General features: G+C 55.6%; 25 protein-coding genes and 1 pseudogene. 17 read left to right on the top strand and 9 right to left on the bottom strand.

Features of this window, described 5'->3' with window-relative positions; all coding sequences use genetic code 11:
• Nucleotides 1-26 precede the first annotated feature (26 nt).
• The 7 genes from AC2FEE_RS22010 (at nt 27) to AC2FEE_RS21980 (ending at nt 4,921) form a co-directional block, all read left to right on the top strand.
• Nucleotides 27-536 (top strand): cupredoxin domain-containing protein, encoded by a 510-nt coding sequence (locus AC2FEE_RS22010; protein ID WP_496867523.1) that lies wholly within the window; start codon nt 27-29, stop codon nt 534-536.
• On the top strand, nt 537-1,997 hold the full coding sequence (locus AC2FEE_RS22005) for a cbb3-type cytochrome c oxidase subunit I (RefSeq protein ID WP_496867522.1): 1,461 nt from the start codon (nt 537-539) through the stop codon (nt 1,995-1,997).
• On the top strand, nt 1,997-2,596 hold the full coding sequence (locus tag AC2FEE_RS22000) for an SCO family protein (protein WP_496867521.1): 600 nt from the start codon (nt 1,997-1,999) through the stop codon (nt 2,594-2,596). Before AC2FEE_RS22005 ends, AC2FEE_RS22000 begins: the two co-directional genes overlap by 1 nt.
• On the top strand, nt 2,593-3,153 hold the full coding sequence (locus AC2FEE_RS21995) for a hypothetical protein (protein WP_496867520.1): 561 nt from the start codon (nt 2,593-2,595) through the stop codon (nt 3,151-3,153). The genes AC2FEE_RS22000 and AC2FEE_RS21995 overlap by 4 nt, the downstream gene beginning before the upstream one ends.
• A gap of 6 nt (nt 3,154-3,159) precedes the next feature.
• Nucleotides 3,160-3,975 (top strand): formate/nitrite transporter family protein, encoded by an 816-nt coding sequence (locus tag AC2FEE_RS21990; RefSeq protein WP_496867518.1) that lies wholly within the window; start codon nt 3,160-3,162, stop codon nt 3,973-3,975.
• Between the two features lie 13 nt (nt 3,976-3,988).
• On the top strand, nt 3,989-4,516 hold the full coding sequence (locus AC2FEE_RS21985) for a hypothetical protein (protein ID WP_496867517.1): 528 nt from the start codon (nt 3,989-3,991) through the stop codon (nt 4,514-4,516).
• 69 nt (nt 4,517-4,585) lie between these two features.
• The gene (locus AC2FEE_RS21980) at nt 4,586-4,921 is read left to right on the top strand and encodes a c-type cytochrome (protein ID WP_496867515.1); all 336 of its coding nucleotides are present in this window, start codon (nt 4,586-4,588) and stop codon (nt 4,919-4,921) included.
• Between the two features lie 1,176 nt (nt 4,922-6,097).
• Here the strand turns inward: AC2FEE_RS21980 and AC2FEE_RS21975 are convergent.
• Complete coding sequence (locus AC2FEE_RS21975; protein ID WP_496867513.1) at nt 6,098-6,955, bottom strand: LysR family transcriptional regulator; 858 nt, start codon at nt 6,953-6,955, stop codon at nt 6,098-6,100.
• 258 nt (nt 6,956-7,213) lie between these two features.
• Between AC2FEE_RS21975 and AC2FEE_RS21970 the strand changes: the two genes are divergently transcribed.
• Nucleotides 7,214-7,462, top strand: a complete 249-nt coding sequence (locus AC2FEE_RS21970; protein WP_496867511.1) for an EF-hand domain-containing protein — start codon at nt 7,214-7,216, stop codon at nt 7,460-7,462.
• A gap of 18 nt (nt 7,463-7,480) precedes the next feature.
• Nucleotides 7,481-7,846 carry an SPW repeat domain-containing protein gene (locus tag AC2FEE_RS21965; protein ID WP_496867510.1) on the top strand — a complete coding sequence of 122 codons (366 nt, stop codon included), beginning with the start codon at nt 7,481-7,483 and terminating at the stop codon, nt 7,844-7,846.
• A gap of 47 nt (nt 7,847-7,893) precedes the next feature.
• Here AC2FEE_RS21965 and AC2FEE_RS21960 read toward each other — a convergent pair whose 3' ends face one another.
• From AC2FEE_RS21960 to AC2FEE_RS21945, 4 genes are read right to left on the bottom strand one after another with little or no spacing between them, the layout of a single operon-like run.
• Nucleotides 7,894-8,928 carry a succinylglutamate desuccinylase/aspartoacylase family protein gene (locus AC2FEE_RS21960; RefSeq protein WP_496867508.1) on the bottom strand — a complete coding sequence of 345 codons (1,035 nt, stop codon included), beginning with the start codon at nt 8,926-8,928 and terminating at the stop codon, nt 7,894-7,896.
• 5 nt (nt 8,929-8,933) lie between these two features.
• Nucleotides 8,934-9,839, bottom strand: a complete 906-nt coding sequence (gene rimK / locus AC2FEE_RS21955; protein ID WP_496867507.1) for a 30S ribosomal protein S6--L-glutamate ligase — start codon at nt 9,837-9,839, stop codon at nt 8,934-8,936.
• A complete protein-coding gene (locus AC2FEE_RS21950; RefSeq protein WP_496867506.1) occupies nt 9,836-10,336 on the bottom strand; it encodes an ATP-dependent zinc protease family protein in 501 nt (166 codons plus the stop codon). The genes rimK and AC2FEE_RS21950 overlap by 4 nt, the downstream gene beginning before the upstream one ends.
• Nucleotides 10,337-10,341: 5 nt before the next feature.
• Nucleotides 10,342-10,581 carry a hypothetical protein gene (locus AC2FEE_RS21945; protein ID WP_496867504.1) on the bottom strand — a complete coding sequence of 80 codons (240 nt, stop codon included), beginning with the start codon at nt 10,579-10,581 and terminating at the stop codon, nt 10,342-10,344.
• A 135-nt stretch (nt 10,582-10,716) separates the two neighbouring features.
• Here AC2FEE_RS21945 and mgtE point away from each other — a divergent pair, with 135 nt between their 5' ends.
• From mgtE to AC2FEE_RS21920, 5 genes are all read left to right on the top strand, one after another.
• Entirely contained in the window at nt 10,717-12,081 is a 1,365-nt protein-coding gene (mgtE, locus tag AC2FEE_RS21940; RefSeq protein WP_496867502.1) for a magnesium transporter, read from the top strand.
• A 63-nt stretch (nt 12,082-12,144) separates the two neighbouring features.
• Complete coding sequence (locus tag AC2FEE_RS21935; RefSeq protein WP_496867501.1) at nt 12,145-12,594, top strand: CBS domain-containing protein; 450 nt, start codon at nt 12,145-12,147, stop codon at nt 12,592-12,594.
• A 21-nt stretch (nt 12,595-12,615) separates the two neighbouring features.
• A complete protein-coding gene (locus tag AC2FEE_RS21930; RefSeq protein ID WP_496867499.1) occupies nt 12,616-13,089 on the top strand; it encodes an NUDIX hydrolase in 474 nt (157 codons plus the stop codon).
• Nucleotides 13,090-13,264: 175 nt separating this feature from the next.
• Nucleotides 13,265-14,239 (top strand): alpha/beta hydrolase, encoded by a 975-nt coding sequence (locus AC2FEE_RS21925; protein ID WP_496867498.1) that lies wholly within the window; start codon nt 13,265-13,267, stop codon nt 14,237-14,239.
• Between the two features lie 78 nt (nt 14,240-14,317).
• Complete coding sequence (locus tag AC2FEE_RS21920; protein ID WP_496867497.1) at nt 14,318-15,292, top strand: zinc transporter ZntB; 975 nt, start codon at nt 14,318-14,320, stop codon at nt 15,290-15,292.
• A 27-nt stretch (nt 15,293-15,319) separates the two neighbouring features.
• Here AC2FEE_RS21920 and AC2FEE_RS21915 read toward each other — a convergent pair whose 3' ends face one another.
• The 4 genes and pseudogenes from AC2FEE_RS21915 to AC2FEE_RS21900 all read right to left on the bottom strand — a co-directional run bounded on the left by AC2FEE_RS21915 (nt 15,320) and on the right by AC2FEE_RS21900 (nt 17,839).
• Nucleotides 15,320-16,579: an MFS transporter gene (locus AC2FEE_RS21915; RefSeq protein ID WP_496867496.1), complete on the bottom strand. Its 1,260-nt coding sequence runs from the start codon at nt 16,577-16,579 to the stop codon at nt 15,320-15,322.
• Between the two features lie 114 nt (nt 16,580-16,693).
• Nucleotides 16,694-16,888, bottom strand: a pseudogene (locus tag AC2FEE_RS21910) (mechanosensitive ion channel family protein); the annotation flags it as partial.
• Nucleotides 16,889-17,185: 297 nt separating this feature from the next.
• A complete protein-coding gene (locus AC2FEE_RS21905; RefSeq protein ID WP_496867495.1) occupies nt 17,186-17,374 on the bottom strand; it encodes a hypothetical protein in 189 nt (62 codons plus the stop codon).
• An 18-nt stretch (nt 17,375-17,392) separates the two neighbouring features.
• The gene (locus AC2FEE_RS21900; protein WP_496867494.1) at nt 17,393-17,839 is read right to left on the bottom strand and encodes a hypothetical protein; all 447 of its coding nucleotides are present in this window, start codon (nt 17,837-17,839) and stop codon (nt 17,393-17,395) included.
• A gap of 305 nt (nt 17,840-18,144) precedes the next feature.
• Between AC2FEE_RS21900 and AC2FEE_RS21895 the strand changes: the two genes are divergently transcribed.
• The 3 genes from AC2FEE_RS21895 to AC2FEE_RS21885 form a co-directional block, all read left to right on the top strand.
• Nucleotides 18,145-18,696 carry a 2OG-Fe(II) oxygenase gene (locus tag AC2FEE_RS21895; RefSeq protein ID WP_496867492.1) on the top strand — a complete coding sequence of 184 codons (552 nt, stop codon included), beginning with the start codon at nt 18,145-18,147 and terminating at the stop codon, nt 18,694-18,696.
• A 297-nt stretch (nt 18,697-18,993) separates the two neighbouring features.
• Nucleotides 18,994-19,305, top strand: a complete 312-nt coding sequence (gene groES / locus AC2FEE_RS21890) for a co-chaperone GroES (RefSeq protein ID WP_496867491.1) — start codon at nt 18,994-18,996, stop codon at nt 19,303-19,305.
• Nucleotides 19,306-19,355: 50 nt separating this feature from the next.
• A partial coding sequence (locus AC2FEE_RS21885) for a TCP-1/cpn60 chaperonin family protein (protein WP_496867489.1) occupies nt 19,356-19,996 on the top strand: 641 nt, incomplete at its 3' end.

Raw genomic sequence — 19,996 nt, 5'->3', positions numbered from 1 at the left:
TGAAATGCCTAATAAGGAGATGGCTTATGCAGCCTGTTGTATTATTGATCTCGCTGATCCTGATGGCAGCGCTGTCACTTGCCTTCTGGATGGCTGCACGTGCCTCGAACGGGGCGGAACCAGGACCCAATGCCAACTCGAAGCGTGCGGGCTTGATCTGGGCAATGACGATTGTCGGAGTGGTCGTGGCAGTCGGCTCATTGCGACCATGGCCGCATGCTTTGGCCAGTACAGACGATGCCATCACCGTTTCTATCACCAGCGGGCAGTGGTGGTGGGATATCGACACAGTTGAGATCCCTGCGGGAAGGCCCATCAATTTCAGCGCTACCACCGAAGATGTTACCCACGGATTGGGCATTTACACTTCAGACCTCCGCCTCCTGACGCAGGTCCAGGTGATCCCCGGTTACACAACCGAAGTTTCTTACACGTTCGATGAACCCGGCACTTACCAAGTCCTGTGCATGGAGTTCTGCGGGGTGGCGCATCAGGACATGGTCAACGAATTCGAAGTCGTCGCGGTGGAGGACTAAATGAGCGCTGTATCTGAACTTGTCGCGGAAAAATCAATCGTCACTGAACCCCAGGCCAGGGCAGTTAAGCTGACCATGATCCTCTCAGGCGCGGTCTTTGCCTTGATGATGGTCTTCGGCCTGATCATGCGCGCGGCACAGGGTCAATGGATCGAAGTGGATCCGGCTTTGTTTTATCAGTTGCTGACGGCCCATGGCGCCGGAATGGTTGGTACAGCTGCACTGTCTGGCGCTGCAATCATGTGGTATTTTTGCGGCCGTCACATAGTTCTGACGCCAAGAATTTTTTGGGCTTTCCTTGCCCTGTTTTTGTTGGGCGTGGCCTTGATCCTGGGCTCGATCTTCGTCGGCGGATATGGCGGCGCATGGACATTCCTGTATCCGTTACCGGCAATGTCCGGCGGAGCGTGGGAGGCAGGTGCAGCGGCAGCGTTTATGCTTGGATATGTTTCGATCGGCGTAGGCTTTCTGTTGTATTATCTGGAGCTCGGTCGCCAGATTCATGCCCGCTATGGAAGCCTTGTACGGGCCTTGGGCTGGAACCTGATCCTTGGGCGTGAGGACAAGAACCCTCCACCGCCAACCATTGTCGCAGCAGCTGCGGTGACCATATTCAATTCGATCGGGATCATCCTGGGCGCGGCGGTGCTGGTGGCGAGCCTTGTCCACCTGCTGGTGCCGGGTTTTGAAGTGAACGCGCTGCTGGCCAAGAACCTGATCTATTTCTTTGGCCACGTATTCATCAATGCCTCGATCTATATGGCGGTGACGGCGGTTTATGAAATCCTGCCGGAATACACCGGCAAGCCTTGGAAATCGAACCGTCTGTTTGCGATAGCCTGGAATGCGATACTGATCTTCGTGATGGCTGTTTATTGGCACCATCTGCTGCAAGATGTTGTCATGCCACCCTGGATGCTGGTGGTCGGGCAACTGGTTTCGTACTTCAGCGGCATTCCCCTCATCGCGGTCACGGCGTTTTCCACATTCCTCTACGTGCGCGGCTCAAAAATGACCTGGGATCTGACGTCCTCGCTACTGGTTCTGTCCGTGGCAGGCTGGGCGGTTGGCTCAATCCCCGCGTCGATCGACGGAATGATCAGCGTGAACAAGGTAATGCACAACACTATGTGGGTCCCGGGGCATTTTCACACCTACCTGCTGCTGGGCGAGGTGGCGATGGCCTTTGGTTTCATGGCCTGGCTGGTTCGCGGTAAAACCATCGCCCAGATGAGCGGGCTGGACCGTGTCGCCTTTGTGACCTACCTCGCGGGTGCCGCAGGGTTTGTGACGGTGTTTCTTTTCTCTGGCGCGGCTTCGATTCCACGTCGCTGGGCAGTGCACTATGAAGAATGGCTGATGCACGACCGTATAGGCACTTTGTTCAGCGTGCTGATCGTGTTGGCAACATTGGCTTTTGTTTTGCGCTTTGTGTTGCGTCTTGGGCGGAGTAACGGCTGATGATGGCGCGCGCTCTTCCATCGGTTCTGGTCGCAAGCATGGGCCTGGGAATGCTCTGGCATGCCACAGACGGAGGGCGGGCATTCACCAGCGAAGCCGCACGGAGATTGGACGTGGTGCGCGCACCACGTCCAGTTCCGGCCCTGCAATTGGAAGATATGTCAGGTCAGTTGCTGCCCCTGTCGCCGCAAGGGGAAGAGGTGGTTCTGGTCGAGTTTATCTACACTGTGTGCGGTGACATCTGCCAGGTTGCAGCGGCGGATTTTGCCGAGATCCGGGATCAATTGGAGCTGCGCGAAGTGCCCGTCCGGATGATCTCGGTCAGTTTCGATCCCGTGCGGGACACGCCAGAGCAGATGGCAGTTTATGGAGATGCCCATGAGGCGGACGGCAAAATGTGGACCGTCGCGCGGCCGAGACCGGAAGAATTATCGGCATTGTTGAAGCTGTTTGACGTGACCGTCATTCCCGATGAATGGGGCGGGTTTCAGCACAATGCCGCAATCCATGTGATTGACGGCGATGGACGCTTTTCGGCGGTGTTTGACACTGATGCGATTGACGCTGTTCTGACCCATTTGGAGGAGCACAGCTCATGAAGTTGCTTGGCCTTGCATTACTCGCGGCTGCCGAAGCTGTCGCACTTCGTTATGCGGTCATTGAAAGCCCGATCCAGCATGTCTTGGTTCAGATGCCGTTGCTGGTTCTTGCCGGGGTTTTGATCGTATGGAACAGGCAGGTCCGACGTGAATGGGCGGTTCCATTGCTGCTTGTCGCCTTAACCGTCTTTCTGTTCTGGATGCTTCCGCGAAATGTCGATTGGGCGCTGACATCGACGGGCGAAATTGCCAAATACCTAAGCTTGCCACTGTTGTTGGGCGTTCCTCTAAGGGTGTCCTGGCCATGGCTGGGCCCGGTCCTGAGGGGGTTTCTTAAGGCGAACGCGTTGTCGATGTTGGGCGTGCTGGGATTTCTGTACACGCACGCACCTGTCAGGATCTGCAACTCTTACCTGGTCTCGGCTCAGAAGGATCTGGGCATGGCCTTTCTCTACCTCGCTGCTGGCTTAGGCGGTCTCTGGGCTATCCCGATCCTGTTTGGAAATCCAAGTGGCCAAAGGTCGAACGCGACCGGCTGCGCAAGCTGTGGAGTGTAATACGAAATGACCTATGCTGACACAGTCATTGGGTTCGCAGAACTGGCGCAAAAGAAGGGCGTCAACCTGCGAGCAGATCCAATTGCCTTTCTGATCCTCGCTGTCAAAGCAGGTGCGTTTGTTGGGGCGGGCATCTTGCTGATCTTTTCTGTCGGACAGGGCGCGGATCCATCCATCCGTCCCATCGTCATGGGGGCTAGCTTCGGTATAGCCTTGACCCTTGTGGTCTTTGCAGGGGCCGAGCTGTTCACTGGTCACACCATGTACATGACGCACGGATTGCTGGCCAAAAGTACTGCGTGGTCGGATGTGCTGCGGTGCTGGTTTGTCAGTTGGGCAGGAAATCTGATCGGCGCCATGTTCTTGGCATTACTGTTCGTCGCAGGCGGTGGTGGACTTATCTTGGGGGCAGGCGAAGACGCTTTGCTATACAAGGTGGCCATCAAGAAGATGCACGGTACCGAGTTGGAGCTGTTCGCCAAAGCGATCCTGTGCAATTGGCTGGTTTGCCTCGCCTTGTGGTGTTCGGCGCGCGCAAAAGACGATGTTACCAAATGCATCGTCATCTTCTGGTGCCTGTATGCATTTATCGCCGCCGGGTTTGAACACAGCGTTGCGAACATGACCGTGTTTTCACTAGCGCTGCTCTCAGATCATCCCGGCAGCATCACTCTGGCTGGAGCCGCCCACAATTTGACGTATGTCACCTTGGGCAACGCATTCGCCGGTGCCGGGATCATGGGCTACGGCTACTGGCGAGCGGCGTCGAAGCCCACGGTTGAGAGTGTCGCGACGCCCGCGTCAACCAAAAATCCTGTCTAACGAGGGCGCGATCATGAGCGTGACACAACCTGTCAAAATCTCCGTCTCTAAAAGCCGACTGGCCAATGCCGAGCCACTTTTTGAGGCCGCGCGCATTGCACTCATTGCGACTATCTCTGTTTGGATGGGCGCTGCAATTAGCGGTAACTTGATTGCGGCTCCGGCCAAGTTCCAAGCCCCGTCATTGATATTGCCGGTCGCCTTGGACGTTGGGCGGATGCAGTTCCTGTGGATTGGCGTATTCGAAGCGTTTTGTGCGCTGTTGATTGTAGTTCTTCTTCTGTCGTCCCGGCAGAAACCGTCTTTGCCATTAATTGCCGCCCTTTGCGTGTTTGGGTTTCAAAGGCTTTGGCTCCTACCTTTGCTGAACGCGCGAACGCTATTGATCATCGCGGGTCAACCAGTCGAGGACAGCTCATTGCATCTGCTCTACGTCGCCGCTGAACTGCTGAAGATCGGTTTTCTTTTCTGGGCTGGCATTCGGGAAATGCGCAACCTGTTCCGAAAAACAAGACCGACTGAAGTTTCGGTCCAAGTCTGAACTCTCAACTATCTGTAATCAAAAGGAAGGAACGATCTCATGAGGGGTATTCTTGTGGCTATCACAATAGTGCTGGCGGGTGCTCAAAACGTTGCCGCAGAAGGCGACGCGGCGGCAGGCGAAAAAGTTTTCAAAAAATGTGCCGCATGTCATGCAGTTGACGAAGGTAAGAAAAAGGTAGGTCCAACGATGTTTGGCGTTTGGGGCCGAGAAGCTGGCGCCGTTGAGGGTTACAAATACTCAAAAGCGATGGGGGAAGCCGGATTTGTTTGGGATGAAGAACACTTATCCGGGTTCCTGGCGTCTCCCAAAAAGTACCTGCCGGGCACGAAAATGTCCTTCCCCGGAATAAAGAAACCGGAGCAAATCTCAGACCTGCTGGCCTATCTGGAATCCCTGCAGTGACAGACCAACGGCGTTTCTTTGATGGCGTCTTGCACGCTTGCCCTCAAAGAAACGCTAATTTGCCTTCTCCTTGGTTGGTCAGGCTCTAAGTTTTTCCGTTCAAATACCGCGCCATTTCCGGGGCAGCCACAAGGGTCTGAATGACAGTCCCGAAATGTTCAAGCGACCCCGTGCGCGGATCACTGTCGCGCCATGCCAGTCTGATGGAACGGCCAAACACCCCATCCGCAATGGGATGTGTTGTTGCCAGGCCACCGAAACGGTCAGGGCCACTCTTTGTCCAGGTCGGTCAATCCGGTCGCAAACGCAACGGTCTGATCTTGTAGGCAGTTCTCCTGAGAAAGCAGAACGAGCTGAAAGGACAGAACCTTGGACCAGCGAACTTATTCATTGGGTCTGAAGCCCAGTTCCTTGGGGCAGGCAAAAAATTGTTCGTGAAACAGTCGAAACGCTCTCATCATCGTCTGTTTTGGGTCGGTTGCAATCCGCAAAGTGTTGACCGAAGCGAATGATATACAGCCGAACTGCTTCCCGGCCGACGAACACGCCCCTCGCAGCCAATAAATCCTCAAACCTTTCTGCTGCTCAGTTCAGAACATTTGCGGCGGTAACCACCGTCATTCGGCCTTGGGAAACCTGGCTCAGCACTTCAATACGATTAAGCTCGCGTTCGCTCATGACAACCAATCCCACCGCCACACTCCAATCCTGCCTGCTCGACAAAGAAGTGTGACACTTCTACTTTGCTAATGTGGGACATTTTAACTTTGCTGCTTCAGGCTAACGCGGCGTAAGGTAAATTATGTGAAACATGCAGCCGCGAGCTTATTCAAAGACGAAGCAGAGCGTTTTAGCCGCACTCAAGGATACCTGTTCCCCAATCTTTGATCACGGTGACATCCGGTTGCTCAACGACCTCGCTTGCGCTCAAGTTGAACTCTCTCGCGAGGTCCGTAATCTGAACCGCACCACTGGCTGGATGAAACCGCTGGCCGAACTTGTCTTAGTCGGGTATCTGCGGACCGAGTGGAGTTGCTCAGATGTGCTGATCACACCTTTTTGATAGCCACCACTGGTCTGTGGATAACCGAGTGCCAGGGTCACAAAATCGGGTCAATTGTCCAAGAATGTATCTGCGTCCAGTAATTAAAGGCACGGTGACATCTACCAACGGTGTTATGCAAGTCCAAGCGACGTTGCTGCGTCGCTAAGCCGTCGCGCGGCCTGACCTGGGAATCCATCCACCTCGCTCTCATCAAACACCGCATAAGCCGCGTAGGCAAACCTTGGTGCTGGCTCGATCAACTTAAGCCACCCGTCCTGGAGCTCCGTTTCGATCACGCGCCTGGGGAAATAGCCAGCTGCAGGAACAGACTTCAGATACTGCAGGCCCAGGGTTCCGATGCCCAGCTGGAGGCGCGGTGCGTCAAGCTCCGGAAAGTTCAGAAAATGGTCAGCTCGGAATTCTGGACCCCAGTCTATCAGGATGTAAGCGTTGCCCAGAGCGGCGGGCTCTGCATCCGGGCCGCTGCTGACCAGCACGAACTCATCCTCAAAGAGTTGAAGTGCGGACAAGCCCGAAGCGTTCCGCGGTCGGTACATGACGGCGAGGTCGAGGATGCCCTCTTCGATCTCGCGAGACAGCGATTCGGAGGAGGCCGCCGAGGCTCTGACAGCGACGTCCGGCAGCGCTTCCATCAACTCGGGTAAGGCCTTGATGAGATACCCGTCCCAGAGGCTCGGCGCCGCGCCGATTTCCAACGCTGCGGCCATAGAGGCTGGGAGACCAGCGTCCAACTTTGCCTGTGTCCAGGTGCGCACCAGAACCTGAGCATGTTTGAGGAAATGCCGCCCTGCAATGGTCAGGGTTGCGCCCGACTTACCACGTTCGAACACAGGCTGACCAAGTTGCTGCTCGAGCGTTCGAATCCGCATGCTCACTGTCGATTGCGTGACATGGACTTTGTTGGCAGCGTCGAAGAATGTACCGGTTTCAACCACCGCGAGGAACGTTCGAGCAAGTTCAATGTCCATGGGCCACCTATTCGAATTTCCGATATTATCCGCGAGAATAATTCGTTATTCAACACGATACCTTTGTGCCATATTCCCAACGTAGCGCGAAAGTGCCCCCACCAGATCGGAACGCTAATCAACAGTTCTCATTTTGTAGTGGAGATCCCGAGCTGAGGGACCGTTGCAATCTGAATCCTGTAGATTTGCCACCAACACCGGAGCGCTGCACCAACCCCACAATGGGCAAGAAGCCCATTTTCTCATGGAGAAAACAAAATGAGTCGAGTTTCTATTGTTGCTCTTCTCTCTTCGCTGTTTGCTGTTCCGGTATTCGCCATGCCCGCTGATCTTGACATGGACGGTGATGGCCTGGCGTCGCTGGCAGAGCTTCAGACCAAGTATCCTGAAGTCTCGGATGATCTCTTCCTGGAGATCGACGCGAATGCCGATGGTTTCATCAATGACGACGAATTGGTTGCCGCCGTTGATGCAGAGCTTCTCCCTGGTCCCGCAGGGGATCAGTAAGCAAAGGTTGTCACGGTTATGAGGAAGCCCATCCCGTCCTATAAATGGCTGCTTGCCGCGATGGGTATCTGGTTAGTTCTGTCCCCCTTTATCCTTTTCCGTGAGGAAACCCTGTTGCAGGGCATGGCTGAACTTGAAGCTCTTGCCTTCATGGCAATTGGCATTGGTGTTCTGGTCCTGTCCGGCGCTGACGGCCGGAGCCACCTTCTCGCACGGGTGGCTCCGGTATCGGCACTGGGGGCTTCTTTAATCGTCGCACCGGCAGCGCTGAACTTCACCGGCCACATTGTGGCAACGGCCAATGCATGGCTAACGGGATCGGCGCTGATCGCGCTCACCGTATGGGAGGTAATGGCGAGCCGCGGATTGCGAGCGGTCTCGTAAACTGGCGCGGGGCGGGCAACTGCCCCGCGCTCTCACATTCAGGCCACCTAAATGATCTCGTCCTCATCGAACATTGGATCACCGTCGAGCTGATTGGCGATCATGTCCACCCGCATTTCAACATCTGCGCTCGTCGTTTTGGCGATATGAAACAAGGCGTCGCCCTCGTGCACAAATGGCAAATTGGTGCGGCCCACAATGATGCCGTCCGCTTCTCCAAGAACGTCCATTCTGATTTCACCAAACGGATCCGAGATCCGGCCGAGCAAGTCGCCGACCTCTACATATTCGCCCGCTGCCTTGAATGTTCTTAGCAAACCACCGACCGGAGCGCGCACCCAGGAACTCGTTCTTGCGTGAACCGGCGCCTCACGCACGGTAGCGATGCCACGCTTGGCAACCATGCCCATGGCGTTCATGACCCGAAGAATACCTGCGAGTCCCGCCCGCGCCGAAAGCTCGTCAAAACGAAGCCCTTCGCCACCTTCGAACAGCAACACATCGACGCCGAGTTCTTGTGCCGCCTTTCGTAAGGACCCGTCGCGCAACTTGGAAATCATGACGACCGGTGCACCGAACGCATCAGCGTATCTGATCGTCGCATCCGAGGCAGGAGAAACTCGAATTTGAGGCAGGTTGGTGCGGTGAATAGCGGCAGAATGAAGATCGATACCGAGATCGGAACGCTCAACAATTTCGGTCATGAAGATATGTGCGAGGCGGCCCGCCAATGATCCGCCCTCGCTACCGGGAAAAGACCGGTTCAGGTCGCGCCTGTCCGGAAGGTACCGGGATTGGGTCATGAAGCCGAACGCGTTTACGATGGGCACAACCAGCAACGTGCCCGCGATCTTGTCGAGTTGAGGTGCCCGTAGCAATCGCCGTGCGATTTCGACGCCGATCACCTCATCGCCATGAATTGCCGCGCTGACAAACAGGACTGGTCCTGGGCGGCGGCCATGAACCACATGCACTGACATGCTCACCGGGGTATGATCGGACATCACGCTCACCGGCAGGTCCAGCGTGGCCCGCGTTCCTGCCGGGACGCTGAAGCCGCCGATTTCAAAAGGCTCGCGCATAGCCTTTATCCACGCCCGCGTGTCTTGGTGTTTCCCTTGGTGGCGTTCTTTTCCAGGAACTCGATGATCTTGCCCGCAACATCGATCCCGGTCGCCTTTTCCACCCCTTCCAATCCGGGTGAGGAATTCACCTCCATGACCACCGCCCCGTGATTAGCGCGCAGCATATCTACACCGCAGACATTCAGCCCCATCGTCTTGGCCGCTCGTACAGCTGTGGAGCGTTCCTCGGGAGAGATCTTGATGGACTTGGCGCTTCCTCCCCGATGTAGATTGGATCGAAACTCACCCTCGGCACCCGTCCTTTGCATTGTCGCAATGACTTTTCCACCAACCACAAGAGCTCGGATATCGGTGCCACCTGCTTCTTTGATGAATTCCTGCACCATGATGTTGACCTTTGCGCCGCGAAAGGCCTCGACAACAGATTTGGCTGATCGGTTTGAATCAGCAAGGACAACTCCAATGCCTTGCGTCCCTTCAAGAAGCTTGACCACCAATGGTGCGTCGCCCGCAAGCTTGAGAACTTCTCCGGTTTGCTTCGGATCATGAGCGAACGTCGTTACCGGCAGGCCAATGCCGTCCCGTGCCATGAGCTGCATGGAGCGCAGCTTGTCGCGCGATCTGCCAATCGCCACTGACTCGTTGAGTGGAAAGACCCCCATGATCTCGAACTGTCGTAGCACGGCCAACCCATAGAAGGTGACCGATGCTCCGATCCGGGGGATCACCGCGTCATAACGCCCAAGCTTCTTACCGTCATAGTAAACCTCGGGTCTCCGCGACGCGATATTCATATAGCAGCGAAGGGTGTTCACGATATCAAGCTCATGTCCACGCTGCTCTGCGGCTTCCTTGAGACGACGATGTGAGTAGAGGTCAGGGTTTCGAGCGAGCATGATCAGTTTCATTCGCGTTGTCCCTTTGTAACCTTGAGTGTCGTATTGTTCTTGATTTTGGTCGGCGTTTTTCGAGCCCCCAGCAAATAGGAGTGGCCCGGATCGACAAGAATTCCGCGGCGCCGAATGGCCGTGCGACCGAGGATGAGATCGAACTCCATTTTGGCGCGATTGGCCAGCGAAACATCGATATGCCAGCGGTACGGTCCAAGCAAGAGCAGCGTGCGAACAATCAATCGGAGTTCCGGGACACCACCGGTATTCTTGATTTCGCGCTCATCGACAACCCGCGTGCGCACTCGATTTGCCGACCGACGGTTTTGAACTGGTATCATGAACTCGACCCATCGCTCCCCGTCAATCTCGAAGACCGTCTGATCGACGGCGTGGAGCGCTGCGGTTCTTGCACCCGTGTCTATCTTGGCCGGGATATTCTCTATTCCGAACTCGGGCAGGCTGATGCGTTCGCGCCAACCTATGATTTCCGGGGTCCGCGGGTGTTTGACCATGGCAGCTATCTCACGCAATCATCGTTGGCACGGCGGTAATTCACAAATGAGTTGGCACTCATCACGACGTAAAACGTATCCATATCGATCAAAACATATCCCAGTTCGAAAAGCGCGGCGGACAGCGCACGGATATCCTCTTCATACAAACGTTTTCGCCCGGCGATACGGCGCACCAGTTTGTCGGGAATGCGGTACCGGCCGCTTGCCTTGCCGCCGAACTCGCGATCATACAGCGCTGCCAAATGCCCGGCCGTCGAAGATATCCAATGTGTTGCGTGCATGATTATTGCCTATACTAGTGTAAAAATATTGTCTATAGCCAAATAAAAACTGCTATACCGCCTGTATTGGCCAGAAACTCCAACTTTGAATCAATCATGAGCGACACAGACACTTTACCTCGGGAAATGGAAGCGCAGCTGCAGCAAGCGCTGTCGGAACGGGACGGGGCTGCGTTGGCAATCCTGCTTGATCCGCTGCCCTTGAGTGACGCGCTGCGCGAATTGCTCAATCTGCCGATCGAACAGCGGAGCATCGCGCTGTCGTTGCTACCACCAGAAGTTGCCGCCGACCTCGTTGAAGAAGCGCCGAATGCGCTGGCAGTCGATCTGGTTGAGCATATGGTGACGGAGCAGGCCGCAGAGGTCATCGAAGAGCTGGATTCGGATGTTCAGGCCGATGTCATCGGTGAACTCGAAGACGCAGACGCCGAGGCGATCCTCGCGCGGATGAACCCTGAAGATGCTGCGGACGTTCGCCGATTGGTGGAGTATGAGGACGACGTTGCTGGCGGCCTCATGGTCGCAGAGGCCTTCACCTTTTCCGAAACCGATACAGTTGGAAAAGTGCTAAGACGGTTTGCCGATGAGGAATTCGATCTCGAACGTTACCGAGGTCAGCACCCTTATGTTTTGAATGCCAATGGCGTACCAATTGGTGTGGTCTCGCTGCGTGGCCTCTTGTCCACCCGTCGTAGCGCACGTCTCACGGACATCACGGTGCCACCCATCACTGTTCCTGCCACCATGCCGCTGGAGGAACTGGAAGACCTCTTCGATGAACACCCGTTCCTGGGGTTACCCGTTATCGAAACGGACGGGCATCTGGTTGGTGTCATCTCACGGTCCGCGGTTGATGAAGCCCTGCTGGAGCGCGCGGAATCGGCCAGTCTGAAACGTCAGGGGGTCTTCGGAGACGAACTGCGGTCGATGCCTCTGCGGCTTCGAGCACGACGGCGGCTTCAATGGCTCTCGGCCAACATTGTTCTCAACGTCATCGCGGCCAGCGTGATCTCGGCCTATGAAGAGACCCTTGCTGCCGTGATCGCGCTTGCCGTGTTTCTCCCGATGGTGTCGGACATGAGTGGTTGCTCGGGCAACCAGGCCGTTGCCGTCAGCATGCGCGAGCTGTCCCTGGGCCTTTTGCGGCCCATTGATGCCATGCGCGTTTGGATCAAGGAGGTGTCGGTCGGGGTGGTCAACGGGTTCGTCCTGGGCCTTTTGATCGGTGTCGTGGCCTGGATGTGGAAAGGAAACCCGTTTCTGGGGCTGGTTATTGGCGGCGCGCTCGGTCTGAACACCATCATCGCGGTGTCGCTCGGCGGCGTTCTTCCATTGCTGCTGAAGCGCATCGGTCAAGACCCGGCGGTCGCAAGCGGCCCCTTGCTTACAACAATCACCGACATGGCGGGGTTCTTCCTTGTTCTCAGCCTCGCCACCGCGATGATGCCCCTACTGGTATGATTTTCCCCTGCGCCTTGATCATTGGTTTTGCACAGGCGCACTCCTTTCAGAGGAATAACAAGAATGACGATCTCAAGCATTGTCGAGACACAGAAACTGAAAAGGCGCCCGTTCTGCGACGCCGACATGTCTGTGTTCGAAGCCGCTGTATCAATTGCGTTTCTTGAGGTGAATGCCCTCGCGGTCTTTAGAGATGAGAAGCTGGTTGGGATCATTACGGATCACGATGTGCTGCTGTGTCTCGCGGATTCCGGTTCTGCGTTTTATGAGCAGTCCGTAAACGACTGGATGACCGAGAAACCAGTTACATGTGCAGCGGGTTCAAAGCTTTCCACCGCCCTCAATCTGATGGCCAAACACGACATTCGAAATTTGGTCGTCACCCATCGCGGAGAACCGCTCACCGTCGTGAGTGGCAAAGAAATCCTGGCGCTTATTCATGAGGAAGACGAACTGGAACTGAGGGTACTGCGCGACAAGGCACAGGGCACGACAGACCGATCCATTGTCTGACGCGGATTGATGGTAACGATCATGGGTAAAACAGGAAAATTCTCTGGAACGGCGGGAGAGCGCCACGCGCAAGTCGCGGCCCTTCCCTTTCGTTTGTCCCGAGATTTAGAGCTCGAGATCCTATTGGTGACGTCCAGGGACACGGGGCGCTGGATTCCACCGAAAGGGTGGCTGATGAAACGTAAGTCATTATGGTCAGCCGCCAAAATCGAAGCGCAGGAAGAGGCAGGAGCCATTGGTGTTATCTCCAAAACTCCCCTTGGAACCTATGGTTATCTGAAACTCCTGGACAACGGCACGACAATTGATTGCCTTGTCACGCTTTACCCTATGTATGTTCGAAAACTACGCAAACACTGGGATGAAAAACACGAGCGAAAGCGGCGCTGGTTTACGCCAAAGAAAGCCGCTCAGCGAGTCCAGGAGCCAGAACTGAGCAAATTGATCCTTCGCATGGACGAACCGCCAAACTGGATACGGGCCATGTCAAAGTAACAGTAACGCGAAGCTAGCCGCCCTGCTGGACTTCATGAACCGTCAGCACGTCGGGCAATTCCAATAAGGCTGCATCGCACTTTGCCTATCCGAGCCTTCGCACGGATCGCAGAATTACGAGGCAAGCAAACTCGCGGCGGTGAAACAACGCCGCATTGCAAATAGTGAGGTATCAATGCACATAAAACGGGCCGTCTTGTTGTTGATGCTACTCTCGGCCTGCGCCGTAGAGCCGACGTTTGTGCAACTTCCGTTCGAGAGCTCCGGTAGTAAGGAGCGCATCTACTACAGTACCCTTCGCAGTCGGGCGGAAAACAGTGATATCTTTGGACCAGACCGGGCCAAAACGCCGTCTTTCGGTCAGTTGGATGTCTCGATCCCGATATCCCACGAGGTTGGAGCCATCGAATGGCCGGATGGCAGCCCGGATCCCGCGCAGCACTTTGTCGTGAGCCAGCACGCGGTATTTGCTGGGGCGAAGGAGTTTCGCGCGCAGATCAACTCGCAACGGGGGCCCGTGACGCTCTTTGTCCATGGCTATAACACCAGCTTCCCAGAAGCCGTTTTTCGGCACGCCCAGATCGCTCATGACTACGAACTGAAAGGGGATCAGATCCAGTTTTCTTGGCCCTCAAGCGGTGTTCCGTCCGGGTATCTCTATGACCGCGACAGTGTGTTGGCTGCGCGTGACACGCTCACAGAACTGATAGTGGACCTGTCACGTGACCAACCCGGTCAGCTCACGATTGTAGGGCACTCGATGGGGAGCTTTCTTGTCATGGAAGCATTGCGGCAAATAGGATTATCGGTCGATGCCAAGACACTTTCCCGTCTCAACCGGGTTATCCTGATCTCACCTGATGTCGATGAAGCCGCTTTCATGACGCAACTTGAAAAAATCAATCCACGCCCGTCCAATAAAACCGTTGTGGTGAACAGCAGCGATCTGTTGCTGTCGGTCTCCGGTCGATTGTCCGGCGGGGCATCCACACGGATTGGAACTGGGCGGGACCAGGAAGAACTTCGAGCGCAAGGCATCAACGTGGTAGACCTGTCGGGCATCGACGATGGCGACAGCCCCGGCCACTTTCTCGCCGCGACCTCTCCGACAGCGATCGCATTTCTTAGAAGCCTTGCGCCCATTGAATAAAGCCCTTGTTCCGGTGTGACGCAGCCCGTCGCGGCAGATGTCTAATTGCATTGACTTTGGCGGCGGAGGGGAAAAGGAATGGCTATGACCACTCAAACCGTCACCCCGATTTGTGCCTTCGACATAACGGATGGACACGCGGCCCCTGTCTCGTCTGCCTGGCCTGGGCCCGTACCCGAAGGTCAAAACGCCTATCGTTGGCTTCATTTCGACGTGGCCGATGAAGGTCTGGAGCAATGGGCGAAAGAACACCTGCCCGAGATTGCGGCGCAGGCTTTGCTGCAATCGGAAACACGACCGCGATGCGATCCACATGAAGACGGACTCATCCTGAACCTGCGTGGGGTCAATTTGAACCCAAATGCCTCTCCCGAAGACATGGTATCGTTGCGACTCTGGGCCTCAGAAAGAACTATTGTTTCCGCACGTGTGAGAAAGGTTTGGGCGGCTGACACTATCAAGGTCGCTGCCGAGAAAGGCGCTGGACCAAAGAGCGTCGGTGCCTTTCTGGCCGAGCTCGCTTATAGGCTGACGAAACGTGTCGAAGCGGTTTCTCTGGAACTGGAAGGTGATACGGACGCTCTTGAGGAAGAGGCCCTTGGCGGTGGCACGCTGAACCCAGACCAGATCGCGCGGTTGCGCCAGACCGTGATCAAGCTCCGGCGCTATATCAGTCCTCAACGAGACGCGCTTGACGCTTTGTCAGCGGCTGAGGGGGAAATACTCGATGAGCGTGCGTCCATTCTTCTGCACGAGACCGCAAACCGCACCCGTCGAACACTCGAAGAGTTGGATGCAAGCCGGGATCGCCTGACGGCTCTGCAGGACCAGATGGATGCTGAACATGCCAACGCGATGGCGAGGAACGGCTATCTTCTGTCCGTGGTTGCCGCGATCTTTCTTCCGCTTGGGTTTCTGACAGGCTTGTTCGGTGTCAATGTGGCAGGCATGCCCGGACTGATTGCACCTTTCGCCTTTTGGGCGCTTTCCCTCGGGTCGGTCACGATCGGTGTTGCGCTCTATGTCGTCTTCAAACTTTCAAAGTGGCTGTAAATGGGAATGTCACCGAGCATTTGACACCTAAAGCTCTCTGTTTTCCTCTGCACCGACCTCTTCTTCTGAAGCAAGGTTTGCGGTCTCCGGTGTTGCCGCTCTGGGTAGTGGAGAAGCCTGGAAGGCAACCTTATCTTCTTCGGCGACCGGCGGTGCAGTCCTGAGCCTGAAGAGAGCAAACAACAGTAGCAAGGTATGCGCTGAGGCAGTCGTCACGAACAGGCTGCTCGTTCCGATGGTCGTCATCGCAAAACCCGCGATAGTCGGTCCCACAATAGACCCAACTCCATAGACAAGAAGCAGACCGCCACTCACCTGAATAAAGGTTCCGGGTTTGGCATGGTCGCTCGCGTGGGCGACAATCACGGGATACATGGAGAAGACCGTGGCGCCAAAAACAGCGGCCAGCAGTAGCAGAGCTGTTTGCTCGGAGGGTGCAAACAGCACAAATAGCCCATCTGCAACCAGGGCGATGACGGCGACACCAATGAGAACAAGCCTTCGATCGAAGCGATCCGAGAGAGATCCCACCGGGATCTGAGCAACGGCCCCCGCCAGGATCGGTATGCTTGCAAAAAGTGCGATACCAGACACATCCAGCCCTACGCGCGACGCATAGACCGCAGCGAGTGTTCCGAATGCTGCGTTGGAGATACCAACCATGAAAACTGAAAAGACCGCCACCGGCGAGTTGCGCCAAAGTCCCGGCAAATCAAGCGAGACGCTAACCAGCGCTGCGGGAGCCGCGCCGGCCGAGATTGCAGTCGGCAGCAGGGCGGCGCAATAGACAATGGCGGCCAAAACAAAGAAGAGATAGCCGGACGTATCACCTGTTACCAGCAGCATCTGACCAGCGGTCGACGCCGCGAGGTTTACCATTGTGTAGATCCCGAAGATCTTCCCGCGCGAAGTGCTGTCCGCCCGCTCGTTCAACCAGCTTTCCACAATCATCGCAGCACCAGCGAAGCAGAAGCCGGAGAGCGCCCGTAACGGAATCCACACCCAAGGTGTCAAGAAAAGAAGCGACAGCAACACCGTAATCGCCGCCAATGCGCACATCACGCCGAATGATCGAACATGCCCGACCTTTGCCACCAGATAGGGCGTTTGCAAACAGCCCAGTACATATCCAATTGCCCACCCGGTTCCGAGAAGACCAAGCGAGGCGGCTGAAAACCCTTCCTGTTCTCCCCGTATCGGCAAGATCAGACCATTGATGCCCCCTGCAAGCAGGAGGAACCCAGACCCCAATAGAAGAGCGGCCAGTGGAAGAAGCTGTCGCGCCATGGTTTAATCCTTGTTGGGGCGACGCGCGATATCAAGAAAAATGACCAACATTCAGTACCAGCGGCTCGTGGGTTACCATCAGAAGAATTATCGCCTGATGTGGGTTATCCCGTGCTAGAATTTCCCTCCTGATAGGGTTGTTTTCGCCGCTGTCAACAGGATTTCTATTCCGTTGGTTTTGAAATTTTCCCATATCCGCAGCATCACTTCGCTTGCCATATTGGCAACGCCGCTTTCGGGATCATTGATCCAGATGCACAATTCCAAATCGATAGAATTGTAGCCAAACCCTCTCATGAGACATGCCGGTACGGGGGGGGTGTCAGCACCCGCGGCACTTCCCTGGCGGCCACGATGTAGAAACTTCGAGCCTGCTCTATATCGGCATCATAAGATATGCCGACAGTGATTCGACGGCGCGTAGGCTTGTCGGAATGGGACGAGGTGGTCAGCGGACTGGCAATGAGAAACTGGTTCGGAATGAGCGTTTCCGTCCCGTCCCATGTTCGGAAGGCGACATAGCGGGTTGTCATCTTCTGAACCTATCCATAGGTCGGGCCGCTAGCGGTTTCGACTTCGATCACATCGCGGGGCATTACGGACTCATCAGCCAGAGGCGTATAGCTTGCCAAGAGATTTTCGTGTGTGCTTCGCAGGCCCAGACCGATGCCGATACCCGCTAATCGCGAAGGCGGTCAGATCAACACTAATGGCGTGCAGCGCGATGACTACCGCCACTATCTGCAACACCATACGCAGCAACCGCGTCACCAACAGCCGCAACGCAGAACTCATTCCGTCGACAGTCTGAAGTCACCGTTCGATGGCAACCGAGAGTGCATTGGCACACCAGATCAGCAGTAATCCTTTGACGATTGCCCAGCTTGATACTGTGACAGGGCCAAGTAAAAACCCGGAATCGCGCAACCACTCGGTGACGATATCCAGCAATCCAACCGCGTTAAGCGCGGCCGCAGACCAAGCGACCGAGACCACGGGCAGTGAGATGGCAGCAACTGTGCGAACAAGAAGCTGCACCGCCGGCCCAAGCGACGTTTGTCGGCTGAGACTTTCCACAACGCGTTCGAACCTCCGCCGCAGTAGCAAGGCGAGAAACCAGGACACTGCGATCACTGCCAGTTGATAGAGCGATACAAAGGTCAGTAGATAGTTGCGCACCCAGGCAAACATGCGCAGGAGGTGATCTGTAACAGTCGTTGCGATCTTTTCAACTTCCTGCTCGACAATCAGACCTTTCATCGCACCACTTAGAACGATGAATAACGCTGCCAGACGGAGATCAATAGGTCCAGGTCTGTCGAGGGCAATCGTGCTACTCCTGATTTGAATGCGCCGGAAACTTTGGTCCAGCGAGGTTTTGCCGTTTTGAAATTCAAGATGGATGGCAGATAAATGGGCACACAGCCTTGGGGCCGATAGGCCCCCAAAACTATCTGTCTAAAACGCAAAAAAGACGTCGCTTTCGGACGCTTTGGTCGAAAACGGTGCAGCGAAACTTGCGCGTTGTCGCAATATCCACCAACAGTCTGGAAATGGTGTTCAGAATGATGGAAGTACATTCAATTCCCGGCGCTTTTACGGCGCGGGAATGCGAGCAGATTGTTGCCTCATCAAAGCGGGTCCCGGCAAATGATGCATTGCTGGTCGGCCAGAACAGAGATCACAACTTGCGCAAGTGCGATGTGACTTGGCTGGACGACGTCATCGGCACCGAGTGGGTAATGGCACGTCTGATAAGTTTGGTGCGCCGCTCCAACACTGATAGGTTTGACTTTGATCTGCGGGAATTCTCCGAAAGCCCGCAGGTCGCTTGCTACAAGGCCTCAGACGGTGGCCATTTCGCCTGGCACTCCGATATTGGAGACAGTCCCACCGCTCGAAAACGGAAACTGACGCTGGTTGTTCAGCTCAGCAAACCCGGATTGTATGACGGGGGTGACCTGGAAATCATGCCGGATGCCTACGCCGTGACGGCCAGTCGATATCAGGGATGCGCAACCGTCTTTCCGAGCTTCTTGCTACATCAGGTGACGCCGGTTGAGCAGGGCGAGCGATACTCGTTGACAGTGTGGGCACATGGCCCAGCCTTCCGTTGAGCAATACATACAGCGGGCCGTTTTCTGCTCTTTGCGTACGTGCCACGTGGTGCTGTTTGAACCTGTCCCGACCGGTAGTCGGAAAACAATCCGGCGTCGACCTGGGCGCCTACTCGCCAATAATCGATCACCTTTTAAGCTTTTGAATAAAAACGTTTATATCGCAACTTCGCAATGCCAAAAATTTTTTCAAGCTTGTCTCTTGAAACTATGCTTTCACATCCCAAAATCTCGTCCGTTAGCACTCATCAGTCGAAAGTGCTAACTTGTTGAATCGCCAATTGAGGAGCATTCAGAATGGCATTCAAACCTCTACATGACCGTGTGCTGGTCCGTCGCGTTGAGAGCGAAGAGAAAACCGCAGGCGGCCTGATCATTCCCGACAGCGCGAAAGAAAAACCCAGCGAAGGCGAAGTTGTCGCAACCGGCGAAGGCGCGCGCAAGGACAATGGCGAGCTGATCGCAATGTCAGTCAAGGAAGGTGACCGTATCCTGTTCGGAAAATGGTCCGGCACCGAAGTGAGCATCAACGGTGAAGAGCTGCTGATCATGAAAGAAGGCGATATCATGGGGATCATCGAGGATATTGCAGCGGCGAAAGCCGCCTGACCCGACACCACATCTGGATACAACAAAGAGTTATCTAAGGAGCAAGCCAAATGGCTGCAAAGGACGTCAAGTTTACTACCGATGCCCGCAATCGCATGCTGCGCGGGGTCAATACATTGGCCGACGCGGTCAAGGTGACCCTCGGCCCGAAAGGCCGCAACGTGGTTCTGAGCAAATCCTTCGGCGCGCCGCGCATCACCAAGGATGGTGTGACAGTGGCCAAGGAAATCGAACTGGAAGACAAGTTCGAAAACATGGGCGCGCAGATGGTGAAAGAAGTCGCCAGCCGCACCAATGACGAAGCCGGTGACGGCACCACCACCGCGACCGTTCTGGCGCAGGCCATCGTCAAAGAAGGTCTGAAGCAGGTTGCAGCGGGCCTGAACCCGATGGACCTGAAGCGCGGCATCGACCTGGCAACTGCCAAGGTTGTTGAAGGCATCAAGTCGGCCTCGCGCGAAGTGAAGGACTCGGCAGAAGTTGCTCAGGTCGGCACGATCTCGGCCAACGGCGAAGCCGAAATCGGCCAGCAGATCGCAGACGCGATGCAGAAGGTTGGCAACGAAGGCGTCATCACCGTCGAAGAAAACAAAGGTCTGGAAACCGAGACCGACGTTGTCGAAGGTATGCAGTTCGACCGTGGCTACCTGTCGCCTTACTTCGTCACCAATGCTGACAAGATGATTGCAGA

The sequence above is a fragment of the Ruegeria sp. YTSC199 genome, from assembly GCF_059609725.1.
Note: the sequence above shows the minus strand (reverse complement) of the source record. Positions and strands in the feature narration are given on the sequence as shown.

What these genes read in the sequence shown, in the direction of transcription:
- AC2FEE_RS21905 (WP_496867495.1), bottom strand. Translation starts at nt 17,374, where the DNA reads ATGAGTTCTGCGTTGCGGCTGTTGGTGACGCGGTTGCTGCGTATGGTG.
- AC2FEE_RS21970 (WP_496867511.1), top strand. Translation starts at nt 7,214, where the DNA reads ATGAGTCGAGTTTCTATTGTTGCTCTTCTCTCTTCGCTGTTTGCTGTT.
- AC2FEE_RS21995 (WP_496867520.1), top strand. Translation starts at nt 2,593, where the DNA reads ATGAAGTTGCTTGGCCTTGCATTACTCGCGGCTGCCGAAGCTGTCGCA.
- AC2FEE_RS22010 (WP_496867523.1), top strand. Translation starts at nt 27, where the DNA reads ATGCAGCCTGTTGTATTATTGATCTCGCTGATCCTGATGGCAGCGCTG.
- mgtE (WP_496867502.1), top strand. Translation starts at nt 10,717, where the DNA reads ATGAGCGACACAGACACTTTACCTCGGGAAATGGAAGCGCAGCTGCAG.
- AC2FEE_RS22005 (WP_496867522.1), top strand. Translation starts at nt 537, where the DNA reads ATGAGCGCTGTATCTGAACTTGTCGCGGAAAAATCAATCGTCACTGAA.
- AC2FEE_RS21990 (WP_496867518.1), top strand. Translation starts at nt 3,160, where the DNA reads ATGACCTATGCTGACACAGTCATTGGGTTCGCAGAACTGGCGCAAAAG.
- AC2FEE_RS21915 (WP_496867496.1), bottom strand. Translation starts at nt 16,579, where the DNA reads ATGGCGCGACAGCTTCTTCCACTGGCCGCTCTTCTATTGGGGTCTGGG.
- groES (WP_496867491.1), top strand. Translation starts at nt 18,994, where the DNA reads ATGGCATTCAAACCTCTACATGACCGTGTGCTGGTCCGTCGCGTTGAG.
- AC2FEE_RS21925 (WP_496867498.1), top strand. Translation starts at nt 13,265, where the DNA reads ATGCACATAAAACGGGCCGTCTTGTTGTTGATGCTACTCTCGGCCTGC.
- AC2FEE_RS21895 (WP_496867492.1), top strand. Translation starts at nt 18,145, where the DNA reads ATGATGGAAGTACATTCAATTCCCGGCGCTTTTACGGCGCGGGAATGC.
- AC2FEE_RS21965 (WP_496867510.1), top strand. Translation starts at nt 7,481, where the DNA reads ATGAGGAAGCCCATCCCGTCCTATAAATGGCTGCTTGCCGCGATGGGT.
- AC2FEE_RS21900 (WP_496867494.1), bottom strand. Translation starts at nt 17,839, where the DNA reads ATGAAAGGTCTGATTGTCGAGCAGGAAGTTGAAAAGATCGCAACGACT.
- AC2FEE_RS21985 (WP_496867517.1), top strand. Translation starts at nt 3,989, where the DNA reads ATGAGCGTGACACAACCTGTCAAAATCTCCGTCTCTAAAAGCCGACTG.
- AC2FEE_RS21975 (WP_496867513.1), bottom strand. Translation starts at nt 6,955, where the DNA reads ATGGACATTGAACTTGCTCGAACGTTCCTCGCGGTGGTTGAAACCGGT.
- AC2FEE_RS21920 (WP_496867497.1), top strand. Translation starts at nt 14,318, where the DNA reads ATGGCTATGACCACTCAAACCGTCACCCCGATTTGTGCCTTCGACATA.
- AC2FEE_RS21960 (WP_496867508.1), bottom strand. Translation starts at nt 8,928, where the DNA reads ATGCGCGAGCCTTTTGAAATCGGCGGCTTCAGCGTCCCGGCAGGAACG.
- AC2FEE_RS21935 (WP_496867501.1), top strand. Translation starts at nt 12,145, where the DNA reads ATGACGATCTCAAGCATTGTCGAGACACAGAAACTGAAAAGGCGCCCG.
- AC2FEE_RS21950 (WP_496867506.1), bottom strand. Translation starts at nt 10,336, where the DNA reads ATGGTCAAACACCCGCGGACCCCGGAAATCATAGGTTGGCGCGAACGC.
- AC2FEE_RS21930 (WP_496867499.1), top strand. Translation starts at nt 12,616, where the DNA reads ATGGGTAAAACAGGAAAATTCTCTGGAACGGCGGGAGAGCGCCACGCG.
- rimK (WP_496867507.1), bottom strand. Translation starts at nt 9,839, where the DNA reads ATGAAACTGATCATGCTCGCTCGAAACCCTGACCTCTACTCACATCGT.
- AC2FEE_RS22000 (WP_496867521.1), top strand. Translation starts at nt 1,997, where the DNA reads ATGATGGCGCGCGCTCTTCCATCGGTTCTGGTCGCAAGCATGGGCCTG.